Here is a 22799-nt window from a genome sequence, read left to right as displayed (position 1 = left end):
AAACGCAAGCAGGCAGGGAATCACTCATGGCCACACGCACGATGCGAGCGCCGGACAAGATCAAGCTCTATCGCTGGCGCTGGAGCGGCAAGGGACCGAACGGACGCCGCGTGAGCGGCGAGATCATCGCGGCGAAGAAGGCGGAGGTGGAGAAGGAGCTCTCCGGCCAGAACATCATGGTCAAGACCGTACGCCGCAAGGGGGGCTTCGGCAGCGGCATGGGCAAGATCAAGCCCCGCGACATCATGCTCTTCGCCCGCCAGATGGCGACCATGATCCGCGCCGGGGTGCCGGTGCTGCAGGCCTTCCAGGTGGTGGCCGAGAGCCTCAAGAAGCCGGCCATGAGCGCCCTGGTGCAGCAGCTGATGAACCAGGTGGCGGCGGGGGCGAGCTTCTCCGAGGCGCTCAAGCAGCACCCCCAGCACTTCGACCGGCTGTTCGCCAACCTGGTGGAGGCCGGGGAGCAGTCGGGCTCGCTGGACCGCATGCTCGAGCGGGTGGCCACCTACAAGGAGAAGATCGAGTCGCTCAAGGGGCGGGTCAAGAAGGCGCTATGGTACCCGGCGGCGGTGATCGCGGTGGGCATCGGCGTCACCGCCCTGCTGCTGATCAAGGTGGTGCCGCAGTTCGAGAGCCTGTTCCACGGCTTCGGCGCCGAGTTGCCGGCGATGACCCGCATGACCATCTCGCTCTCCCAGTTCGCCCAGCAGTACTGGTGGTGGGGCCTGCTCGGGGTGGCGGCCTTCATCTTCTTCATCCGCACCGGCATGAAGCGCTCCGAGGCCTTCGCCTACCGCATGCATGCGCTGTCGCTGAAGATCCCGGTGATCGGCGACATCCTCGACAAGTCGTCGGTGGCGCGCTACTCGCGCACCCTGGCCACCACCTTCGGCGCCGGGGTGCCGCTGGTGGAGGCACTCAACACCGCCGCCGGCGCCTCGGGCAACAAGGTCTACGAGCGCGCCATCGAGCAGATCCGCGAGGACGTGTCCACCGGCCAGCAGCTGCACTTCGCCATGCGCCTCACCGAGCAGTTCCCGCCCCTGGCGGTGCAGATGGTGGGCATCGGCGAGGAGGCCGGCTCCCTGGACGCCATGCTCAACCGGGTGGCCGACTACTACGAGGAGGAGGTCGACAACAAGGTCGACACCCTCACCTCGCTGCTCGAGCCCTTCATCATCGTGGTGCTCGGGGTGCTCGTCGGCGGCCTGGTGGTCTCGATGTACCTGCCGATCTTCGAGCTGGGCAGCGTGATCTAGGGGCTGACCATGCACAGCCAACGATTCGGCCTGGACGTCCATGTCACTCGCCATGCTCGTGAGCGCATGGCCGAGCGACGCATATCCGAGGCAACGCTTTGCGAACTTATTGAAACTGGCATTACCCGTTACAAGGACGACATTCGGCTTTGGCTGGCCAAGGAAGTGTCGAGCCGCCATGACAATCTGATCTGTGCGGCTGTGATTCTGGAGGATAGACTGGTCGTGAAAACCGTCATGCATCATTTCCAGTGGGAGGAGTGACGATGCGTACGACCTATGACGAAGCCGACGATATCCTGGTGCTCCACCTGGCTGACAAGCCGATCACCAAGGAAGTCTCCCAGGACTGGAACACTCATATCAGCTACGCCGCAGATGGCACCATCGTGGAGGTGGTCATTCTCGAGGCCTCGAAACAAGGTGCCTGGCCGCTACTCAAGAGCGAAGCCGCCTGACCCGTAAGGATACTCTTCTTGTTCGATCTCTCCCCTTCCCTGCTCTGGCCGCTGGCGGCCGTCGTCGGCCTCTGCCTGGGCAGCTTCCTCAACGTGGTGATCGTGCGCTTGCCGGTGATGCTGATGCAGGGCTGGCGGGCCGAGGCCCGCGAGGCGCTGGAGCTGCCCGGCGAGGAGCCCCCGCGCTTCAACCTGGTGACGCCGCGCTCGATCTGCCCCGCCTGCGAGGCGCCCATCGCCTGGCACGACAACATCCCCCTGCTCGGCTGGTTCAAGCGCCGCGGGCGCTGCGCCACCTGCCAGGCCCGCATCAGCCCCCAGTACCCGCTGGTGGAGCTGGCCGGCGGCGCACTGACGCTGGCGGTGGTGGCGATCTTCGGCGCCAGCTGGCAGGGGCTGTTCATCCTCGGGGCCTGCCTGGCGCTGCTGGCGATGGCGGTGATCGACCTGCGTACCCAGCTGCTGCCAGACCTGCTCACCCTGCCGCTGCTGTGGGCCGGGCTGCTCTACCAGCTGCTGTTCCAGCCGCTGATGCTCCCCTCGGCGGTGATCGGCGCCATGGCCGGCTACCTCTCGCTGTGGAGCTTCTACTGGCTGTTCAAGCTGGTGACCGGCAAGGAGGGCATGGGCTACGGCGACTTCAAGCTGCTCGCCGCCCTGGGCGCCTGGCTGGGCTGGCAGAGCCTGCCGCTGGTGCTGATCCTCTCCGCCGGCGCCGGCGCCGTGATCGGCGTGCTGATGCAGGTGGCGATCCCGCGGCTGCGCGGCGCTCCCATGCCCTTCGGCCCCTACCTGGTGGTCGCCGGCTGGATCGCCCTGCTCGCCGGCGAACCGCTGATGGCCGCCTACCTCGGCCTGCTGCAGTGACCGAAGCCAATTTTGGGGTCAGACCCCAAAGCGAATTTTGGGGTCTGACCCCAAGGGAGGCTTAGCTTGATCGTGGGTGTGACCGGGGGGATCGCGTCGGGGAAGTCGACGGTGGCCAGGGCCTTCGCGGCGCTGGGCATTCCCTGGGTGGATGCCGATGACGTGGCCCGGGAGGTGGTGGAGCCCGGCGAGCCGGCGCTGGCGGAGATCGCCGCGCGCCACGGCGAGCGGGTGCTGCTCGAGGATGGCCGGCTCGACCGCCGGGCGCTGCGCGAGATCGTCTTCGCCGACGAGGCCGAGCGGCGCTGGCTGGAATCGGTGACCCACCCGCGCATCCGCGAGCGGCTCGAGGCCCGGCTGGCACAGCTGCAGGCCGGCGACGCCCCCTATGTGCTGCTGGTCTCGCCGCTGCTGTTCGAGTCGGGCCAGCACCGCCTGGTCGACCGCAGCCTGGTGATCGACGTGCCCGAGGCGCTGCAGGTGGCGCGCACCGCCGCCCGCGACGATGTCGACGAGGCCCAGGCACGGGCCATCGTGGCCGCCCAGATGCCGCGCGCCGAACGCCTGGCCCGCGCCGACGAGGTGATCGACAATGGGGGGGACGAGCCGGCCCTGGTCGCGCAGGTCGCCGAGCTGGACCGACACTACCGGGCCCTGGCCGGTGCCCGGCCGTCGGACTGATCAACCCAACGAATCGAGATCGCGTGTCATGACGTCGCAACGAACGAAACGCCCGTTGGAAGTCGCCTGCCCGCAGTGCCGCAAGGCGGTGGTGTGGAGCGAGGAGAACCCCTACCGTCCCTTCTGCAGCAAGCGCTGCCGGCTGCTGGACCTGGGCGCCTGGGCCGACGAGTCGCATCGCATCGCCGGCGAGCCGGCCATGGACGAGATGGACCTCGACGCCATGCTGGCCCAGGCCGACCGGGACGGTGGCCTGCAGTGACTGCCGGCAAGCGCCCGGCCGGCGTGGCGCATCCCCCGGGGCTGCAGAAGCCCGAGTATCGCCTGCTGGCCGAGCTGGAGGCGGCCTTCGATGCGCTGATCCAGCGTACCGAGGCGCTGCTCGACGCCTACCACCAGGCCCCGGGGGCGAGCTGGGCCTTCGGCGGGGAAGCGGCGGGTGAGCCGTGGCTGCGCCGGGCGCTGCTGGACTTCTGGTACCACGATGGCCAGGACGGCCGGACGACGCGGGCCCATGTCGGGCTGGTGGCGGCCGGCGAGGCGCTGCTGGCCCGGGTCGCCGAGGTGAACGCGGCCAAGGCGGCCTTCGCCGCGCTGCTCGCCCAGATCCGCGAGCAGGTGCCCGGCCTGATTCCCGAGATCAAGACGGTGCTGCCCTTCCGCCACCCCGCCCTGCACGACCACCTGCGCGGCCGGGGGCTGGCGCGGCTGCACCTCAAGCAGTGCTGGCGGGCGATCCCGGTGGCCGAGGCCCCGGTGTCACGGGTGCGGCTGGCCTGGTACGCGAGCGGGCGCTCGATCAAGCGGCTGAGCGTGCGCGAGGCCGAACAGAAGCTGCTCAGGCTCGATGCCGAGGCGCCCCATGTGCGGATCCAGCTGCGCCGGCTGGCCGGCATCCCGGACGGCGAACCGCTGGCCCAGGTGCAGCGCCAGGCGCCGCTGATGCGGGCCAACCTGTTCTTTCGCGAGCCGCTGGAGGATGGCCGCTCGCGCCGAGCGATGAACGTGGCGCTGCCGCTGTTCGTGCCCGCCCCCGATGGCCGCCTGCCGGACCACAACCAGCCCCCGCCCCATCCCCCCGAGAAGCGCCTCCGCGCACGCCGCAGCGACGAACGCCTCGAGGACGAACCCCTGCTGCCGAGCCTGAGGGTGTTCCGCTACCGGTGAGTGCCCCGGCGCGGCGCTGGCGGTCATCCTCCACAAGGCGGGGAGTTGGCTCCCTGTGGGAGCCGCGCTTTGCGGGGCGATGCGGCGCGAAGCGGCGCTGGCGGTAGTCTGCGACGTTGGCGGTCACCGCCGGGGCGCCTGCGGCGCCGATCGCGCAGGGAAACTGCCACGACGGAGGTCGGGTATCAGGCGATGCGCCCGAGTTCCTTCAATGTCTGCAGCAGGTCGCTGACATTCTCGGCGGGCTGGGCGTATTCGCTCATCAGCGCCTTGAGGCGCTCCTCGAAGGCCTGCTGGCGGGTCTTGTCGTCCTGCTCACGGGCCTCCAGGGAACGCACCGGCGGCCCGGTGGGAATGTCGAGCGTGCTGTCGGGACTTTCGAGTTCGCGAAGGGCTTCGGCGAAGGCGTCGTCGAGCTCGCGGAACTTGCGCAATTTCTCGCGCTCATCCATGGGCTTGCGGGAAGTCTGTTGTTTCATTCGCTACCAGTGGTGTCAGGAGGCCGGCGGGGAGGGAAAGGAAACCAGGAGCCGACGCTCACGCTGATGATCTACGCTGAAGTATACCGCCATTGGCGCCCGTGGCGAAGGGGGTTTCTCCCCGAACCCCGGGTGTCGCCACCCACTCACGGCCATCACGGCCACTCCTGCCGCGCAAAAATGTGCCCAATCGATCATCCCGGCCATGCAAACTTGCCTTCGGACCCTCATAACAAGCATAAAGTACTAATAAAGCGGAACAAGGCAATACGCCCGGGGAGCCCTGCCCGCAGCGGGGTCCCCGGAGCGACAGCGTTCAGGCACCGGCGGGGCGATACCTGTCGGCGGGCACGGCAGGCGGCCGGCTCGTGCACCTGACCCCAAGGGATGGAGCCAGTCAATGTTCAACGAGATGATGCGAGCAGAGATCTGGCTGCAGGAGACCCTGGCGAGCGACCTGGGCATCGAGGACCTGGCGCGGCGGCTGGGCTACTCCTCTTCCCAGGTCCGCCGCCGCTTCCGCCAGCACTTCGGCATGTCGCCCGGTGCCTACCGCGACAGGCTGCGCCTGGAGAAGGCGGCCCGGCTGCTGGTGCACACCCCCCATGGGGTGAGCCGCATCGCCGAGATGTGCGGCTATCGCAACCACTCGGCATTCAGCCGCGCCTTCCATCGCCGCTACACCCGTTCGCCACGGGAGTATCGCCGCCGTCAGCGGTGGTGTATGCGCAAGAACGAATGGGCCGCGGCCACGGGGTTTCCCGTCGAACTGCGCGACATGCCGCCACGGGATGCGATCGTCACCCGGCGCTATGCGTCCAGCCGGACCCTCGACGACCCAAGCGAATGGAAGCATCCGCTGGAGGACGGCGAGCCCCTGCCACCCCGACTGAGCGAGGCCATCCCCATCGCCCTTCTCCACGACCAACCCCTGGACAGCGAGCTGCCGCGCCTCGATCTCGGCGTGCAGGTGGCCCATGGCGAGGCCGCCGACCTGGCCCTGCCCCTGCCCTTCCGGCTGGTGGAGCTGCCGGCCCGACGCCACGCCTGCGTCCCCCTCGAGCAGATATCGCAACTGCCCGCGGCGGTGCACTTCGTGCTCGGCCGCACGCTGCCCGAGCAGGGCGAGCACCTCAACGGCGAGCCGCCCCTGCTGCTGGACACGCCGGCGGGCCTGGAGCTCCAGCTGCCCCTGCTGGAGGCCGAGGCAGCCGGCGGCTGACCCCGGACACGACAGCGCCGCCTCGAGGGCGGCGCTGGGCGTGGGCGGCGGGGCGGAGGATCACTCCTCGACGCGCACCAGCCAGGACTCGACGGTATCGTTGCCGTACTCGTCCTTCCACGCCTTGAGGGTCTTCTGGTTACCGCCGCGAGTTTCCACGACTTCACCGGTATTCGGGTTCTTGTAGATCTTCAGCTTGCGCTTGCGGCGGCCACCGGCGGCGGCTGTCTTCGGGGCAGCGGCGGCGGGCTTGGGATTGAGCAGGGCGATGACATCGGCGGCGCTCTTGTCGAACTCGCGCATCAGTGACTCGAGTTTTTCCTTGAACTCGAGTTCGGCCTTCAGGCGCTTGTCGTTCTGCAGCTTCTCCATGTTCTCCTGGAGTTGCTTGAGCTGCTGTTCCATCTGCATGTATTCACTGAGCAGTGACATAACCGGGTATTCCTTCTTCGGGTTTCAGGATGCGAGTGTGATTATGGACGTTAAACTTGATCATGACAACAGTGTAAGTATCGAGTCGATTATTATCGAGCGCAACTTCGCGAGTCCGATACAAGAGGGTGGAAAGCCGAGCCTCACTTGTTTCGTTGAAACGGGAAGTGGAAGAACGGATTAACCCGGGCTCGACTCGGATAATCATCATTACATGAAAACGCCGCCCCGAGGGGCGGCGTTTTCCGTGGCTGCGAGGGGGCGAGTGCCCGTCTCGTCAGTCCTGACCCATCTGCTGCTTGATGAGGTCGCCGATGGTGGTCGGGCCACCGCTCTCGGGACTCTCTTCGCGCAGCTTCTTGAGGTTCTGCCGCGTGTCGTCCTGCTCCTTGGCCTTGATGGAGAGGTTGATCTGGCGGTTCTTGCGATCGACACCGATGATACGGGCCTCGACGCTGTCGCCCTCGCTCAGCACGTTGCGGGCATCCTCGACGCGGTCGGCGCTGATCTCGGAGGCCTTGAGCACGGCGACGACATCGGTGGCCAGCTCGACCTGGGCTTCCTTGGCATCGACCTCGACCACGCGGCCGGTGACGATGGTGCCCTTGTCGTGGACGGCCAGGAACTCGGCGACCGGGTCGGTATCGAGCTGCTTGATGCCCAGCGAGATGCGCTCACGCTCGGGGTCGATGGAGAGGATCACGGCCTCGGCCTCGTCGCCCTTCTTGAACTGGCGAACGGCTTCCTCGCCGGTCTCGGTCCAGGAGATGTCGGAGAGGTGCACCAGGCCGTCGATACCGCCTTCCAGGCCGATGAAGATGCCGAAGTCGGTGATGGACTTGATGGTGCCGGAGACGCGATCGCCCTTGTTGTACTCGGCGTTGAAGGTCTCCCACGGGTTGGCGGTACACTGCTTGATACCCAGGGAGATACGACGACGCTCCTCGTCGATGTCGAGGATCATGACGTCGACATCGTCGCCGACCTGCACGACCTTGGACGGGTGGATGTTCTTGTTGGTCCAGTCCATCTCGGAGACGTGGACCAGGCCCTCGACACCCTCTTCCAGCTCGGCGAAGCAGCCGTAGTCGGTGAGGTTGGTGACGGTGGCATGCACCTTGGTGCCTTCCGGGTAGCGATCCTTGATGTTGACCCAGGGATCCTCGCCCAGCTGCTTCAGGCCCAGGGAGACGCGGTTGCGCTCGCGGTCGAACTTCAGCACCTTGACGTTGATCTCGTCGCCCACGGCGACGATCTCGCTGGGATGCTTGATGCGCTTCCAGGCCATGTCGGTGATGTGCAGCAGGCCGTCGACGCCACCGAGGTCGACGAAGGCGCCGTAGTCGGTGAGGTTCTTGACGATACCGGTGATCTGCTGGCCTTCCTGCAGGGTGGCGAGCAGGGCCTCACGCTCGGCGCTGTTCTCGGCCTCGAGCACGGCGCGACGGGACACGACGACGTTGTTGCGCTTCGGGTCGAGCTTGATGACCTTGAAGTCGAGTTCCTTGTTCTCGAGGTGCGTGGTGTCACGCACCGGGCGCACGTCGACCAGCGAGCCCGGGAGGAAGGCACGGATGGAGTCGACGTCGACGGTGAAGCCGCCCTTGACCTTGCCGTTGATCACGCCCTTGACGATCTCGTCCTTCTCGAAGGCCGCTTCCAGCACCTTCCACGCTTCGGCGCGCTTGGCCTTCTCGCGGGACAGGCGGGTCTCGCCGAAACCGTCCTCGACGGCTTCCAGGGCGACGTGGACCTCGTCGCCGACGGCGATGGCGAGTTCGCCGTTCTCGTCGCGGAACTGGGCCGCGGGGATCTGACCTTCGGACTTCAGGCCGGCATTGACGGTGACCCAGTCACCATCGATGTCGACGACGGTAGCCTGGACGATGGCGCCCGGCTCCATGTTGATGTCCTGGAGAGACTGTTCAAACAGTTCAGCAAAGCTTTCGCTCATGATGTTCCTACGTGATCAACGTTGAGTACGGCGTTGCCGCCTTCTCCGCACCACCAGCGAGTGCGGGCCTTATTTACCATGTCTCCGGAGATGTTAACGCTGGTTCGACCTGGCTCGGCTCACGGTTATTTCACAGACCTGAAAGTGCCGGACCACGTCATCACATCCTGCCGGAGACGCCGCAAGGGAGTGTCAGGTGTCGGGGGCCAGACCGCGTTCGGTCAGCATTTCCGTCAGCCGATCCACCACTTCCGGTATCGTCAGGCGCGTGGTGTCAAGCGTGATGGCGTCATCGGCCGGCTTGAGCGGTGCCACGCTGCGCTGCATGTCGCGTGCATCGCGCGCCTGAATCTCCTTCAAAAGACTCGATAGACTAGCATCCACCCCGGCCTCCTGCAACTGCAGGTGGCGCCGTCGGGCGCGCTCCTCGGCACTGGCGGTGAGGAAGACCTTGAGGGGGGCGTCGGTGAACACCACGGTGCCCATGTCGCGGCCGTCGGCCACCAGCCCGGGGGCCTTGCGGAAGTCGCGCTGGCGCTGCAGCAGCGCCTGGCGCACGGCGGGCAGCGCGGCGACCTGGGAGGCGGCATCGCCGATCTGCTCGGTGCGAATGGTGGTGGTGGCATCGCACCCTTCCAGCAGCACGGTGGTGGCATCGCCCTCGGCGCGAAACACCACGTCGAGCTCGCGGGCCACCCCGGCCAGGCCGGCCTCGTCGTCCAGGGGTACCTCGTGCTTCGCGGCGGCCAGGGCGGTGAGGCGATAGAGGGCGCCGGAGTCGAGCAGGTGCCAGCCGAGGCGCTCGGCGATCAGCCGGCTGATGGTGCCCTTGCCGGCCCCGCCGGGGCCGTCGATGGCGATCACGGGAACGCCTTCCTGCGCGGGAGAGATGCTCATGCGCCCTCCCCGCCGGCCGGTTGCTCCTCGAGGGCGAGACCCACCTTGCGCGCCAGATCGATGAAGCCCGGGAAGGAGGTGGCGACGTTGGCGCAGTCGTCGATGACGATCTCGCCGCCGGCCCGCAGCGCGGCGATGGCGAAGGCCATGGCGATGCGGTGATCGCCCAGGCTGTCGATGCGCCCGCCGCCATAGCTTGGAGAAGATGCGTCGGCCCCTTCCGGGTTGCCGCCGCCGACGATATCGATGCCGTCCGGCAGCAGGGTGTGCTCGACCCCGAGGGTCGCCAGGCCATCGGCCATGGCCTGCAGGCGGTCGGACTCCTTGACCCGCAGCTCCTCGGCGCCCCGCAGGCGGGTGGTGCCCTCGGCATTGGCGGCGGCGATGAACAACGCCGGGAACTCGTCGATGGCCAGCGGCACCTGGTCGACGGGGATGTCGATGCCGTGGAGCGGCGCGTGGCGGATGTGCAGGTCGGCCACCGGCTCGCCGCCCACCTCGTGGGCGTTCTCCAGGCGCAGGTCGGCGCCCATCAGCTTGAGGATGTTGATCACCCCGATGCGGGTCGGGTTGATGCCGACGTGCTCCAGCACCAGGTCCGAGCCCGGGGTGATCGCCGCGGCCACCAGGAAGAAGGTCGCCGAGGAGATGTCGCTGGGCACGTCGATGGGCGCGGCGGTGAGCCTGCCGCCCCCCTCGAGCCAGCAGGTGTCGCCGTCGCGATGGACCGCGTAGCCGAAGCCGGCCAGCATGCGCTCGGTGTGGTCGCGGGTCGGCGCCGGCTCGCGCACCCGGGTCTCGCCCTCGGCGTAGAGCCCGGCGAGCAGCAGGCAGGACTTCACCTGGGCGCTGGCCATGGGCATGTCGTAGGTGATGCCCTTGAGCGGCTTGCCGCCGTGGATGCGCAGCGGCGGCCGGCCGCCCTCGGCGGTGTCGATCTCGGCGCCCATGAGGCGCAGCGGATCGGCCACCCGGCCCATGGGGCGCTTGGTCAGCGAGGCGTCGCCGGTGAGTTCGGTGTCGAAGGCCTGGCCCGCCAGCAGCCCGGCGAACAGGCGCATGGCGGTGCCGGCGTTGCCCACGTAGAGGGGCCCGGCGGGGGCCTGGAGGCCGTGCATGCCCACGCCGTGGACGGTGACGCGCCCCTGGTGCGGCCCCTCGATGGCCACCCCCATCTCGCGGAAGGCCTGCAGGGTGGCCAGGCTGTCCTCGCCCTCGAGGAAGCCCTTGACCTCGGTGACACCCTCGGCGAGCGCGCCGAGCATGATGGAACGATGGGAGATCGACTTGTCGCCGGGCACGCGGATGCGCCCGGTGACGCCGCCGCCGGGGGCGACCCGGTAGCGCAGCTTGCCTTGTGCTTGCATCTGGTATTCCGCCTGATAGCTGGTCTGGTTCAGCAGGGATTCGAAATAGTGTCGAGCATGGCTGGCGCGATCGAAGATCGCCAGCATGGCGTCGGTGTCGCCCGCCTCCACCGCGTGCCTGAGCCGGGCCACGCCGGCCTCGAAGTCGTCGAGGGAGGCGAGCACGGCGTCGCGGTTGGCGACGAAGATGTCGCGCCACATCACCGGGTCGCTGCCGGCGATGCGGGTGAAGTCGCGAAAGCCGCCGGCGGCGTAGCGGAAGATGTCGAGGCGTTCGTCCTGGCGCGCCAGGGTGTCCACCAGCGAGAAGGCCAGCAGGTGCGGCAGGTGGCTGGTGCGGGCCAGCACCTGGTCGTGGCGCACCACGTCCATCTCCAGCACCTCGGCGCCGCAGGCCGCCCACAGGCCGCGCACCCGGGCCAGCGCCGCCGGGTCGGTGTCGGGCTCGGGGGTGAGGATCACCTTGTGGTTGGCGTAGAGGCGCGCATCGGCGGCGGCCACGCCGCTCTTCTCGGAGCCGGCGATGGGATGGCCGAGCACCAGGTTGGGCGGCACCCGGCCGAAGACGGCCAGGGCACAGTCGCGAATGGCGGCCTTGGTGCTGCCCACGTCGGTGATCACCACGCCCGGGGCGGCGGTGTCGAGGCTGGCGGCCAGGTCGGCCATCACGCCTTCCATGGCCAGCACGGGCACCGCCAGCACGATCAGCGAGGCGCCCTCGACCAGCGGCGCGAGCCGGGTGTCGCCGCGGTCGATCAGGCCCATCTCGATGCCCCGGGCGATCTCGTCGGGGTCGGGGTCGCAGGCGACGATCTCCGCGCTCTTCGCCGGACCGCCGCCGGCATCGTCGCTATCGCGACGACCGTAGCCACTCGCCCGAAGGGCCGCGGCCAGGGAGCCGCCGATCAGCCCCAGGCCGACGATCAGGAGGCGGGATTCGTTGACCGAGGGAGTCACTGCCGACGCCATGCCTTACAGGACACCGATCGGGTAGGAGCCGAGCACCTTCACCTCGGCGGCGCGCAGCTGCACCTCCTCGAGCACCGCGGCCACCCGGGGTTCGTCGCGGTGGCCCTTGAAGTCGATGAAGAAGACGTAGTTCCACACGCCGCTGCGCGACGGGCGGGTCTCCAGGCGCGTCAGGTCGATCTGGTGGCGATGGAAGGGCTCGAGCAGGTCGTGCAGGGCACCGGGCTGGTTGCGCATGGCGACGACGATGGAGGTCTTGTCCTCGCCGGACATGGGCACTTCCTGGTTGCCGATGATCAGGAAGCGCGTGGAGTTGTCCGGGCGATCCTCGATCTTCTCGGCCAGGCGCGTCAGGCCGTAGAGCTTGGCGGCCATGTCGCCGGCGATGGCGGCGCTGTGCCACTCGGTCTTGACCAGGCGGGCGGCCTCGGCGTTGGACGACACCGGCACCCGTTCGGCGTGGGGGAAGTGGGCGTCCAGCCACTTGCGGCACTGGGCGAAGGACTGCGGGTGGGAGTAGATCCGCGAGACCTTGTCCTGTCGGGTGGTCTCGGCCACCAGCAGGTGGTGGTGGATGCGCAGCACCACCTCGCCGCAGATGCGCATCGAGGAGTCCATGAAGGAGTCGAGGGTGTGGTTGATCACGCCCTCGGTGGAGTTCTCCACCGGCACCACGCCGTAGTTGACCGCACCGGCCTCGACCTCGCGGAACACCTCGTCGATGGCGGCCATGGGCATGCTCACCGCGCTTTCGCCGAAGTGCTTGAGGGCGGCCTGCTGGGTGAAGGTGCCCTCGGGGCCGAGGTAGGCGACCTTGACCGGCTGCTCCAGCGCCAGGCAGGCAGACATGATCTCGCGGAACAGGCGCGCCATCTCCTCGCTGTCCAGCGGGCCCTTGTTGAGCGCCATGATCCGGCGCAGCACCTGGGCCTCGCGCTCGGGGCGGTAGAACACCGCCCTGGGGTCCTCGGCGGTCTTGATCTCGGCCACCTGCTGGGCGCAGGCGGCTCGCTCGCTGATCAGGCGCAGGATATCGCCGTCCAGCTCGTCGATGCGCTGTCTGAGCGCCTCGAGATCGTTGGGGGTGTCGGTCATGCGTGGTTCCCTTCTTCTCGGTGTCTCATGTTTCAGCGGCCGAACCAGGGCCCAAGTGACAAGCCACCCCTTCGTCCGTGTCGGCGACATGGCCCCTATGGGGTCAGACCCCAGCCAACTCGCCCTGCCTGTCAGGGTGCACCTTGACCAGCCGAACCAACCTCCGCCGGGGTCTGACCCCATAGGGACCGCCAGCGCCGGCTGGACGCTTCTACCCCCGCCGCTTCTCGAAATCTGCCATGAAGTCGATCAGGGCGTCCACGGCGGCCTCGGGCACGGCATTGTAGAGGCTGGCGCGCATGCCGCCGACGCTGCGGTGGCCCTTGAGGTTGAGCAGCCCGGCCGCCTCGGCCTCGGCGAGGAACGGCTTGTCGAGGCGTTCGTCGGCGAGCACGAAGGGCACGTTCATCCGCGAGCGGTTGCGCAGGGTGATCGGGTTGGCGTAGAGGCCGCTGCCGTCGATGGCCGCGTAGAGCTTCTCGGCCTTGCGGGCGTTGATGGCGTCCATGGCCGCCAGGCCGCCGATGTCGTGCTTCAGCCACTGGAACACCAGGCCCGCCAGGTACCAGCTGTAGGTGGCCGGGGTGTTGATCATGGAGCCGGCCTCGGCCAGCGCCTTGTAGCCGAACAGCGAGGGCATGTCGGCCCGGGCGCGCTCGAGCAGGTCGTCGCGCACGATCACCACCACCAGGCCGGCGGGGCCGATGTTCTTCTGGGCGCCGGCGTAGATCACGCCGAACCTCGACACATCCAGCGGGCCGGAGAGGATGCTGGACGACATGTCGCAGACCAGCGGCACCTCGCGGCCATCGGGCCGCACGGCCTCGGGGATATAGTCGAACGCCAGCCCGCCGATGGTCTCGTTGGCGGTGTAGTGCAGGTAGGCGGCGTCTTCCGAGAGGGCGATGTCGGCCGGGCGAGGCACCGCGCTGTGGCCGGTGTCCTCGCTGCTGGCGGCGATATGGGCGTCACCGAACAGGTGGCGGGCCTCGGCCATGGCCTTCTTGCCCCAGATCCCGGTGTAGAGGAAGTTGGCGCGGCCGCCCTCCCCCAGCAGGTTGTAGGGCACCGCGGCGAACTGCAGGGTGGCCCCGCCCTGGGTGAAGAGCACCCGGTAGTTGTCGGGGATGGCCATCAGTTCCCGCAGGTCGGCCTCGGCCTGTTCGGCGATGGCGACGTACTCGGGCGCGCGGTGGCTCATCTCCATCACCGAGAGGCCGCGCCCCCGGTAATCCAGCATCTCGTCGCGGGCCCGCTCGAGCACCGCGGCGGGCAGCGCCGCCGGTCCGGCGCAGAAGTTGTAGTGGCGTGTCATCAGCGTCGTATTCCTAAGCATACTGTGGGGTCTGACCCCAAAGTGTCCTGAGGGGTCTGACCCCACTCTATTCTTCGGTGCCTTCGGCACTCTCTTCGCCCTCGACATCGACCACGTCCTCGATGTCCTCCGGCTCGTCGACGCGCACGGTCTTGACCAGCTTCTCGTCGTTGCCCAGGCGGATCAGCATCACGCCCTGGGTGTTGCGCGAGGTGATCGAGACCTCGTCGACCCGGGTGCGCACCAGGGTGCCGCGGTCGGTGATCAGCATCATCTCGTCGGTGGAGTAGACCTGCATGGCGGCGACGAGCGAGCCGTTGCGCTCGCTGGTCTGCATGGCGATGACGCCCTGGCCGCCGCGGCCGCGCAGCGGGAACTCCTCGAGGCGGGTGCGCTTGCCGTAGCCGTTCTCGCTGGCGGTGAGGATATAGATCTGGCCGCCGTTGCCATTGCCATTACCGGCCGGGAGGTCGGCGCCCTCCTCGTCCTCGGCCTCGAGATCGGCCTCGGCGTCGATCAGCTGGCTCTGGGGGATGATCAGGCTGATCACCTCGGCATCGCCCAGCAGGCGCATGCCGCGCACGCCGCGGGCGGTGCGCCCCATGGCCCGCACGTTGCCCTCCTCGAAGCGGATCGCCTTGCCGTTGGACGACAGCAGCATGACGTGGTCGCTGCCCGAGGTGATGGCGGCGCCCACCAGGCGGTCGCCCTCCTCCAGGTCGATGGCGATCAGGCCGACGCTGCGCGGCCGCGAGAACTGCTCGAGGCTGGTGCGCTTGACGGTGCCGCGGGCGGTGGCGAAGAAGATGTAGCTCTCCGGGTCGTAGTCGCGCACCGGCAGGATGGCGTTGATCGCCTCGCCCTCGTCCAGCGGCAGCATGTTGACCAGCGGCTTGCCCCGCGAGCCGCGGCTGGCGTTGGGCATCTCGTAGACCTTGAGCCAGTAGACCTTGCCGCGGTTGGAGAACAGCAGCACGGTGTCGTGGGTCGAGGCCACCAGCAGGTGCTCGATGACGTCCTCGTCCTTCATGGCGGTGGCGGACTTGCCGCGGCCGCCGCGGCGCTGGGCCTGGTAGTCGGAGAGCGGCTGGGTCTTGGCGTAGCCGGAGCGCGACACGGTGACCACCATGTCCTCCTCGGCGATCAGGTCCTCGAGGCGCAGGTCAAGGTGGCTGGCCTGGATCTCGGTGCGGCGCGGGTCGCCGAACTGGTCGCGCACGGCGATCAGCTCCTCGCGGATCACCTCGAGCAGGCGGTCGGCGGAGGCCAGGATGGCGGTGAGCTCGGCGATCTTCTCGAGGATGGAGAGGTACTCGTCGAGGAGCTTCTCGGTCTCCAGCCCGGTGAGGCGGTGCAGGCGCAGCTCGAGGATGGCCTGGGCCTGGGCCGGCGAGAGGCGGTACTGGCTGCCGGCCGGGTTGAGGCCGAAGCCCTCCTCGAGGTCCTCGGGCTTGCAGGAGGTGGCCCCGGCACGCTCGAGCATGGCGGTGACCTGCCCCGGCTGCCAGGTCTGGGCCAGCAGCTTCTCCTTGGCCTCGGCGGCGTTCGGCGAGGCCTTGATCAGCTCGATCACCTCGTCGATGTTGGAGATCGCCACGGCCAGGCCCTCGAGGATATGGCCGCGCTCGCGGGCCTTCTTCAGCTCGAACAGGGTACGCCGGGTGACCACCTCGCGGCGGTGGCGGATGAAGGCCTCGAGGATCTCCTTGAGGTTCATGATCTTCGGCTGGCCATCCTCGATGGCCACCATGTTGATGCCGAAGACGTTCTGCAGCTGAGTCTGGGCGAAGAGGTTGTTGACCACCACCTCGCCGCTCTCGCCGCGCTTGACCTCGATCACCACCCGCAGGCCGTCCTTGTCGGACTCGTCGCGCAGCTCGGCGATGCCCTCGATCTTCTTGTCCTTGACCAGCTCGGCGATCTTCTCGATCAGCCGCGCCTTGTTCACCTGGTAGGGGAGCTCGGTGACGATGATGTGGTCGCGGCCGGTCTTGTCGTCGTGCTCGATGGTGTGGCAGGCGCGCACATAGATGCGGCCGCGGCCGGTGCGATAGGCCTCGAGGATGCCGGCGCGGCCGTTGATGATGCCCCCGGTGGGGAAGTCCGGCCCGGGCACGTGCGCCATCAGGTCGTCGACGCTGAGGGTGTAGTCGTCGATCAGCGCCAGGCAGGCGTCGATGATCTCGCCCATGTTGTGGGGCGGGATATTGGTGGCCATGCCCACGGCGATGCCCGAGGAGCCGTTGATCAGCAGGTTGGGCACCTTGGTGGGGAGCACCTCGGGGATGCGCTCGGTGCCGTCGTAGTTGTCGACCCAGTCGACGGTGTCCTTCTCGAGGTCGGCCAGCAGCTCGTGGGCCAGGCGGGCCATGCGCACCTCGGTGTAACGCATGGCGGCGGCGTTGTCGCCGTCGATGGAGCCGAAGTTGCCCTGGCCGTCCACCAGCACATGGCGCATGGAGAAGTCCTGGGCCATGCGCACGATGGTGTCATAGACGGCGCTGTCACCATGGGGGTGATACTTACCGATGACATCGCCCACCACACGGGCAGACTTCTTGTAGGCCTTGTTCCAGTCGTTGCCGAGCTCGTGCATGGCGAACAGCACGCGCCGGTGTACCGGCTTGAGGCCATCGCGCACGTCGGGCAGCGCACGGCCGATGATCACGCTCATCGCGTAATCGAGGTACGACTGCTTGAGCTCGTCCTCGATGTTGACTGGCAGAATCTCTCTGGCGATGTCACCCATGGGTCGTCGAATCCTTTGCACTGCAACAGGTTGGCCGCTCACCCCGGCATCGCCGAGGGCGCCATAACAGCGTCACATCATACCACCCCGGGCAGGGCAAAGGCAGCTCGGGGGAAGACGGGCTTTCACTGGCACCCCCGCCTCCCTTTGGCCATAATGTGCCTCCTTTTCGCTCGAGAAAATGCGTCATGTGGTTCAAGCACTTGCACCTGTATCGCCTGCACGGCGCGCCGGCACTCGCCGCGGCCGACCTGGAAGCCGCCCTTTCCGAGCAGGCCTTTCGCCCCCTGAACGGCAGCGAGCCGCGCCGCCTGGGCTGGTGTGCCCCGGCCGGTCGCGCCGGCACCCAGCTGCTGCACGAGCTGCAGGGACAGCGCCTGGTCACCGCCCTGCGCCAGGAGCGCCTGCTGCCGGCATCGGTGGTGCGCGAGGAGGTCGAGGAGCGCAGCGCCGAGCTCGAGGCCCGCGAGGGGCGCAAGCTGCGCCGCCAGGAGAAGCTCGACATCAAGGAGCGGGTCTACGAGGAGCTGCTGCCGCGGGCCTTCGTGCGCAGCCAGAAGATCGACCTGTGGTGGGACGTGCGTCGCGGCCTGATCGGGGTGAACGCGAGTTCGCGCACCCGCGCCGAGGAGGTGCTCGACCTGCTGCGCGAGACCCTGGGCAGCCTCAAGGTCACTCCCCTGGCCAGCCAGACGCTGCCGATGCGGGCGATGACCGCCTGGCTGGTCGACCCGGGTGCCCGCCCGGCCGACATGACGCTGGGCGATCAGGTGGAACTCAAGGCCAAGGGCGACGATGGCGTGCTGCGCGCCCGCCAGGTCGACCTCGACAGCGACGAGATCCAGCAGCTGCTGGCCAGCGGCCGCCAGGCGAGCAAGCTGGCACTGGAGATCGAGGGGCGGTTAAGCTTCGTGCTGCACGACGACCTCGCCCTCAAGTCGCTGCGCTTCGGCGACGCCCTGATCGACGAGGCCACCAACAGCGACGACGGCGACGATGCCCTGGTGCGCCTGGAGACCGATTTCCTGCTGATGGCGCAGGCGCTGGGCGAGAACGTCGACCGCCTGATCGACTGGCTGGGCGGCGAGGCCGGTGCCGCGAGCGACCAGGACGTCGCATGACCCATCCGCCGCCAACGACGACGCGTCCGACCATGATTCCAACAACCATCATTACAAGCGCATGACCGACCCTCGAACCGACGAACAGCCGACCGACCCCTGGGCCGACATTCGCCCCTACCACGACGACGAGGTCGCCGAGGTGCTGGCGCGCCTGGCCCTGGATCCCGAGCTGCTGGACGCCCTGACCCGCTTCCGGCTGCCGCGCCTGTCGCGCCTCATGCCGCGGTTGTCCCGCACCCTGGCCAGCATCGTGATCCGCCGCGAGGTGCGCGGGGTGGCCAGCGTGCGCGACTTCCAGACGCGCATCGCCGCCTACATGCAGCGCATGATCCGTACCACCACCGACGACTTCCGGGTCGACGGCCTGGAGGCGCTCGACCAGGACACCGCCTACCTGTTCATCGGCAACCACCGCGACATCTCGCTGGACCCGGCCTTCGTCAACTACGCGCTCTACCTGGCGGGACGCGACACGGTGCGCATCGCCATCGGCGACAACCTGCTCAAGAAGCCCTATGTCACCGACCTGATGCGGCTCAACAAGAGCTTCATCGTGCCGCGCAGCGCCCGCGGCAAGCGTGCCATGCTGGCGGCCTACCAGAACCTCTCCGGCTATATCCGCCATTCGATCCTCGAGGACAACCACTCGATCTGGATGGCCCAGCGTGAGGGGCGCGCCAAGGACGGCATCGACCGGACCGATCCGGCGATCATCAAGATGATGACCATGTCGCGTCGCGCCCTGGACCGCGACATGGGGGTGGGCGAGGCGATCCGCGAGCTGCGCCTGGTCCCGGTGTCGATCAGCTACGAGCACGACCCCTGCGACGTGCAGAAGGCCCGGGAGCTGCACGCCATCCACGCCAGCGGCAGCTACGCGAAAGGCGAGCTGGAGGACATCATGTCGATCGTCGCCGGCATCACCGGCCACAAGGGCCGGGTGCACCTGCGCTTCGGCACGCCGCTGGCGGCGGACTTCGACAGCGCCGAGGAGGTGGCCGCCGAGATCGACCGCCAGGTGCTGGAGGGCTACCACCTCTTCCCCAGCCACTACCTGGCGCTGGAGGCCCTGGGCGACGCCCCGGAGCTGCTCGACCTCTCGGAAGTCACCGACGCCGACCGGGCGACCTTCCAGGCACGCCTGCAGCAGGTGCCCGCCGAGCTGCGCGAGTGGTGGCTGGCCCAGTACGCCAACCCGGTGCGCAACCGGGCGGGCAGGATCGACGGCTAACCGTGCAACAGGGCGGGGAGATTCCCCGCCTGACTCACCGGGGAAGCGGGTTCCTCGATACCAACCGGATGACGACCACCATGGGCCACTCAGCACATCACCACCTGCCGCCCGATCGCGGGGCCCAGACCCGCGAGGCCCACAAGGTCACGCTGATCGGTGCCCTGGTCGACTTCGTGGTCGGGGTGGCGAAGATGGTCACCGGCTTCATCGTCGGCTCGGCCGCCCTGGTGGCCGATGGCATCCACTCCTTCTCGGACATCCTCACCGACGTCTTCGTGATCGCGGCGACCCACTTCGGCCGCCAGGAACCCGACAGCAACCATCCCTACGGCCATGGCCGCATCGAGACCCTGGCCACTCTGTGGCTCGGCAGCGTGCTGATCTTCGTCGCCGGCGGCATCGCCTGGGCCAGCCTGACCCGGCTGGTCAGCGGCGAGCCGATTCCCGCCCCCGGCGCCTGGGCCATCGGCATCGCGGTGGTGGCCCTGCTGGCCAAGGAGTGGATCTTCCGCTACACCCTGCGCGTGGCCAGGCGGGTCAACTCGCGGCTGCTCGAGGCCAACGCCTGGCACTCCCGTTCCGATGCCCTGTCCACCGTGGTGGTGCTGGTGGGGCTGGTGGCGGCCCAGTTCGGTGCCGGCTGGATGGACGCGGTGGCGGCGATCATCGTCGGGGTGATGGTCGGCCAGGTGGGGGGGCGCCTGCTGTGGGAGTCCAGCCAGGAGCTGATCGACACCGCCCTGCCCAGGGAGGAGCGCGGCCGGATGCGGGAGGTCGCCGAACGGGTGCCCGGGGTCAAGGGGGTGCACGACCTGCGCACCCGCACCCTGGGCAGCCAGGCCCTGCTCGACCTGCATATCGTGGTGCCGCCGCGGGTCACGGTCTCCGAGGCCCACGAGATCGGCAACGAGGTCAGCCGGCGCCTGCGCGAGACCTTCCCCAACCTCACCGACGTGACCTTCCATATCGACCCGGAGGACGATTCCGGCGAGACCGAGCACAGCCTGCGCCCCGGCCTGCCCCTGCGCGGCGACGTGGAGGGCATGCTCGACGATGTCTGGCACAACGTCCGCGTCTGGCACGCCCGGGTGGCCCTGGACCTGCACTACCTGGACAACCAGGTGGACGTGTCGGTCTATGTCAACGAACTGCCCACCGGCCAGAGCCTCGACGAGGCGGCCGACGAGCTGCGCCGGGCCAGCCGCGAGCTCGAGTGGGTCGGACGACTGCGGGTGTGGAAGGGCCCGAGCCAGGGGTGATCGCCCCTGCTGGCCGATACCTCATGAAAGCACTCACCCCCCTCGCATTGCGGAACTCATACCCCTAAACTTGAGACATCGCTCATCCAGTCTCGAGTCCGCATGCCCCATCCCCCTCACCGGACCCTCGCCGCGCCCGGGCGCCGCCGTTTCCTGGCGGGCCTGGGCAGCCTGGTGCTGGCCGCCGGCCTGGGGCTGCGGCCGAACGGGGTCGACGCCAACCTCGATCCCTCGCGACTGCGCCAGTCCATGCAGCGCCTCTACGGCCAGGGCGGCCTCGCCGTGCTGGAGGAGTGGTTCGCCCTGCTCGACCGCCTCGCCGGGGCGGAGCTGCGGACCCGGCTGCGCGAGGTCAACGACTTCTTCAACCGCCGGGTGCGCTGGGTGGACGACATCGACAACTGGGGGCACGAGGACTTCTGGGCCACGCCGCTGGAGACCATGGGCCAGGGCCAGGGCGATTGCGAGGACTACTCCATCGCCAAGTACATCACCCTCAAGCAGCTGGGGGTGCCGGGCGAGCAGTTGCGCATGATCTACGTTCGCGCGCGCATCGGCCGCAGCCGGATCACCCAGGCGCACATGGTGCTGGGCTGGTACGAGACACCCGCCGCGGAACCGCTGGTGCTCGACAACCTGGTGCCGTCGATCACCCCGGCCTCGCAACGCAGCGACCTCGATCCCCTGTTCAGCTTCAACAGCAGCGGACTCTGGGCCGGCGGCTCCACCGAGTCGCGCGCCGACCCGCTGGCCCGGCTGTCGCGCTGGCGCAACGTGATCGACCGCATGCAGCAGCAGGGATTCATCTGATGCGGCGTCAGGGGAATGGCAAGGCGAACCAACGACAAGGGGGATTCACCCCCGGGGGAACACTGAGATGTCGCTGATCAAGCAGTTGTGGTTGACCATCGTGGTACTGCTGTTGCTGGCCTTCGTCGGCAGCCTGTTCATCGGGGTGACTACCAGCCGTCACTACATCGAGCAGGAAGTTCGCATCAAGAACGCCGACAATGCCAACGCGCTGGCGCTGTCGATGAGCCAGCTCGACAAGGACCCGGTCAATATCGAGCTGCTGATGGCGGCCCAGTTCGACACCGGCCACTATCGGCTGATCGAGCTGCGCTCCCCGGACGGGGAGCTCCTCGAGCGGCGAGAGGGCGGCGAGCACGTCGACGACGTGCCCGGCTGGTTCGTCGACCTGGTGCGCTTCGAGGTGCCGCCCGGGCAGGCCGTGGTGCAGGACGGCTGGCGCCAGTACGGCACCCTGACCCTGCAGAGCCAGCACAGTTTCGCCTATCGCTCGCTGTGGCGGAGCGCCCTGGGATTGGCCGGCTGGTTCGCCGTCGCCGGCGCGATCAGCCTGCTGCTGGCCTGGTGGATCGTGCACACCATCCGCCGGCCGCTGCATACCGTGATCGCCCAGGCCCGCGACATCGGCGTCCGTCGCTTCACCACCTCCCGGGAGCCGCGTACCCGGGAGCTGCGCGAGGTGGTGCAGGCGATGAACCAGCTCTCCGGCGCGGTGCGCGAGATGCTGAGCCAGGAGAGCGAGAAGCTCGACCTGCTGCGTCGCCGCCTGCAGCACGACCCGCTGACCGGCGTGCTCGACCGCGAACCCTTCCTCGACCAGCTGCGAGCCAGCCTGGAGAGCGACGACCACCGGGCCAGCGGCAGCCTCTCCCTGGTGCGCCTGGCGCGGCTCGCCGAAGTGAACGAGCGCCTGGGACGCCCCGGCACCGATGCCCTGATCAAGCGCCTGGCGCACAGCCTCGACCAGCTTGCCAAGGTGCGCGGCGGTGGTCTGGTGGGACGCCTGAACGGCAGCGACTTCGCCCTGCTGCTGCCGGGCAACAGCGATCTCGAGGGCCTGGGCAGCGAACTGAGCCAGCGCCTGCGGTCCCTCCAGGGGGAGGAGAAGTCGGTGACCCTGGGCCTGCCCTCGGCGGTGATCGACTACGCCCAGGGCGACCGTCGCAGCGAGTTGCTCGCGAGCCTCGACGGCGCCCTGGCCGGCGCCGAGGCCAGGGGCGATCACGGCCAGCTGATCGTCCCGGGCGTACAGCGCGACATCCTGTACACCACGCATGCCGACTGGCGGGCCGCCCTTCACCAGGCCATGGAGCAGGGGGTCTACCTGGGCCACTATCCGGTGCTGGATGCCGAAGGCAAGCTGCTGCACCACGAGTGCCCATCGCGCCTGCGGCTCAAGGGGGAGTGGCGTTCGGCAGGCACCTTCCTGCCGTGGATCTCGCGGCTCGAGCTCGACGCCGA

General features: G+C 68.4%; 21 protein-coding genes. 13 read left to right on the top strand and 8 right to left on the bottom strand.

The genetic code is table 11. The features are described 5' to 3' along the window. Positions 1 to 26: 26 nt before the first annotated feature. The 7 genes from ACOMD9_RS06755 to ACOMD9_RS06725 all read left to right on the top strand — a co-directional run bounded on the left by ACOMD9_RS06755 (position 27) and on the right by ACOMD9_RS06725 (position 4432). Positions 27 to 1259: a type II secretion system F family protein gene (locus ACOMD9_RS06755; protein ID WP_421413015.1), complete on the top strand. Its 1233-nt coding sequence runs from the start codon at positions 27 to 29 to the stop codon at positions 1257 to 1259. Between the two features lie 9 nt (positions 1260 to 1268). Next, positions 1269 to 1523, top strand: a complete 255-nt coding sequence (locus ACOMD9_RS06750; protein ID WP_421413013.1) for a DUF4258 domain-containing protein — start codon at positions 1269 to 1271, stop codon at positions 1521 to 1523. A gap of 2 nt (positions 1524 to 1525) precedes the next feature. Beyond that, complete coding sequence (locus ACOMD9_RS06745; protein WP_421413011.1) at positions 1526 to 1717, top strand: DUF2283 domain-containing protein; 192 nt, start codon at positions 1526 to 1528, stop codon at positions 1715 to 1717. Positions 1718 to 1735: 18 nt separating this feature from the next. Next, on the top strand, positions 1736 to 2584 hold the full coding sequence (locus tag ACOMD9_RS06740; RefSeq protein ID WP_421413009.1) for a prepilin peptidase: 849 nt from the start codon (positions 1736 to 1738) through the stop codon (positions 2582 to 2584). A gap of 66 nt (positions 2585 to 2650) precedes the next feature. Next, on the top strand, positions 2651 to 3265 hold the full coding sequence (coaE, locus tag ACOMD9_RS06735; RefSeq protein WP_421413007.1) for a dephospho-CoA kinase: 615 nt from the start codon (positions 2651 to 2653) through the stop codon (positions 3263 to 3265). Positions 3266 to 3293: 28 nt separating this feature from the next. After that, complete coding sequence (gene yacG, locus ACOMD9_RS06730) at positions 3294 to 3527, top strand: DNA gyrase inhibitor YacG (RefSeq protein WP_421413005.1); 234 nt, start codon at positions 3294 to 3296, stop codon at positions 3525 to 3527. Beyond that, entirely contained in the window at positions 3524 to 4432 is a 909-nt protein-coding gene (locus ACOMD9_RS06725) for a DNA replication terminus site-binding protein (protein WP_421413003.1), read from the top strand. Before yacG ends, ACOMD9_RS06725 begins: the two co-directional genes overlap by 4 nt. Before the next feature lie 185 nt (positions 4433 to 4617). Here ACOMD9_RS06725 and ACOMD9_RS06720 read toward each other — a convergent pair whose 3' ends face one another. Beyond that, entirely contained in the window at positions 4618 to 4911 is a 294-nt protein-coding gene (locus ACOMD9_RS06720; protein ID WP_421413001.1) for a hypothetical protein, read from the bottom strand. A gap of 400 nt (positions 4912 to 5311) precedes the next feature. Between ACOMD9_RS06720 and ACOMD9_RS06715 the strand changes: the two genes are divergently transcribed. Next, positions 5312 to 6133 carry a helix-turn-helix transcriptional regulator gene (locus ACOMD9_RS06715; RefSeq protein WP_421412999.1) on the top strand — a complete coding sequence of 274 codons (822 nt, stop codon included), beginning with the start codon at positions 5312 to 5314 and terminating at the stop codon, positions 6131 to 6133. Positions 6134 to 6193: 60 nt separating this feature from the next. Here ACOMD9_RS06715 and ACOMD9_RS06710 read toward each other — a convergent pair whose 3' ends face one another. The 7 genes from ACOMD9_RS06710 to gyrA form a co-directional block, all read right to left on the bottom strand. Beyond that, positions 6194 to 6565 (bottom strand): histone-like nucleoid-structuring protein, MvaT/MvaU family, encoded by a 372-nt coding sequence (locus ACOMD9_RS06710; RefSeq protein ID WP_421412998.1) that lies wholly within the window; start codon positions 6563 to 6565, stop codon positions 6194 to 6196. A 277-nt stretch (positions 6566 to 6842) separates the two neighbouring features. Then, positions 6843 to 8519 carry a 30S ribosomal protein S1 gene (gene rpsA / locus ACOMD9_RS06705; protein ID WP_421412996.1) on the bottom strand — a complete coding sequence of 559 codons (1677 nt, stop codon included), beginning with the start codon at positions 8517 to 8519 and terminating at the stop codon, positions 6843 to 6845. A 192-nt stretch (positions 8520 to 8711) separates the two neighbouring features. Then, positions 8712 to 9416, bottom strand: a complete 705-nt coding sequence (gene cmk / locus ACOMD9_RS06700) for a (d)CMP kinase (RefSeq protein ID WP_421412994.1) — start codon at positions 9414 to 9416, stop codon at positions 8712 to 8714. Next, positions 9413 to 11752: a bifunctional prephenate dehydrogenase/3-phosphoshikimate 1-carboxyvinyltransferase gene (locus ACOMD9_RS06695; protein ID WP_421412992.1), complete on the bottom strand. Its 2340-nt coding sequence runs from the start codon at positions 11750 to 11752 to the stop codon at positions 9413 to 9415. Before ACOMD9_RS06695 ends, cmk begins: the two co-directional genes overlap by 4 nt. 3 nt (positions 11753 to 11755) lie before the next feature. After that, positions 11756 to 12847: a prephenate dehydratase gene (gene pheA, locus ACOMD9_RS06690; protein WP_421412990.1), complete on the bottom strand. Its 1092-nt coding sequence runs from the start codon at positions 12845 to 12847 to the stop codon at positions 11756 to 11758. 211 nt (positions 12848 to 13058) lie between these two features. Further along, a complete protein-coding gene (gene serC / locus ACOMD9_RS06685) occupies positions 13059 to 14162 on the bottom strand; it encodes a 3-phosphoserine/phosphohydroxythreonine transaminase (protein ID WP_421412989.1) in 1104 nt (367 codons plus the stop codon). 67 nt (positions 14163 to 14229) lie between these two features. Then, a complete protein-coding gene (gene gyrA / locus ACOMD9_RS06680; protein ID WP_421412988.1) occupies positions 14230 to 16911 on the bottom strand; it encodes a DNA gyrase subunit A in 2682 nt (893 codons plus the stop codon). 188 nt (positions 16912 to 17099) lie between these two features. On the opposite strand from gyrA, the gene ACOMD9_RS06675 reads away from it, so the two are divergent. The 5 genes from ACOMD9_RS06675 to ACOMD9_RS06655 form a co-directional block, all read left to right on the top strand. Next, entirely contained in the window at positions 17100 to 18032 is a 933-nt protein-coding gene (locus ACOMD9_RS06675; protein ID WP_421412987.1) for a recombination-associated protein RdgC, read from the top strand. 61 nt (positions 18033 to 18093) lie between these two features. Beyond that, positions 18094 to 19266: a 1-acyl-sn-glycerol-3-phosphate acyltransferase gene (locus ACOMD9_RS06670; RefSeq protein WP_421412986.1), complete on the top strand. Its 1173-nt coding sequence runs from the start codon at positions 18094 to 18096 to the stop codon at positions 19264 to 19266. An 80-nt stretch (positions 19267 to 19346) separates the two neighbouring features. Further along, positions 19347 to 20528 (top strand): cation diffusion facilitator family transporter, encoded by a 1182-nt coding sequence (locus tag ACOMD9_RS06665; RefSeq protein ID WP_421412985.1) that lies wholly within the window; start codon positions 19347 to 19349, stop codon positions 20526 to 20528. A 102-nt stretch (positions 20529 to 20630) separates the two neighbouring features. Beyond that, positions 20631 to 21338 (top strand): transglutaminase-like cysteine peptidase, encoded by a 708-nt coding sequence (locus ACOMD9_RS06660; protein ID WP_421412984.1) that lies wholly within the window; start codon positions 20631 to 20633, stop codon positions 21336 to 21338. 67 nt (positions 21339 to 21405) lie between these two features. Next, positions 21406 to 22799 (top strand): LapD/MoxY N-terminal periplasmic domain-containing protein (locus ACOMD9_RS06655; protein ID WP_421412982.1); only part of this gene is annotated, 1394 nt, incomplete at its 3' end.

This window comes from Halomonas terrestris (genome assembly GCF_049166755.1).
Classification (GTDB): Bacteria; Pseudomonadota; Gammaproteobacteria; order Pseudomonadales; family Halomonadaceae; genus Halomonas.
Note: the sequence above shows the minus strand (reverse complement) of the source record. Positions and strands in the feature narration are given on the sequence as shown.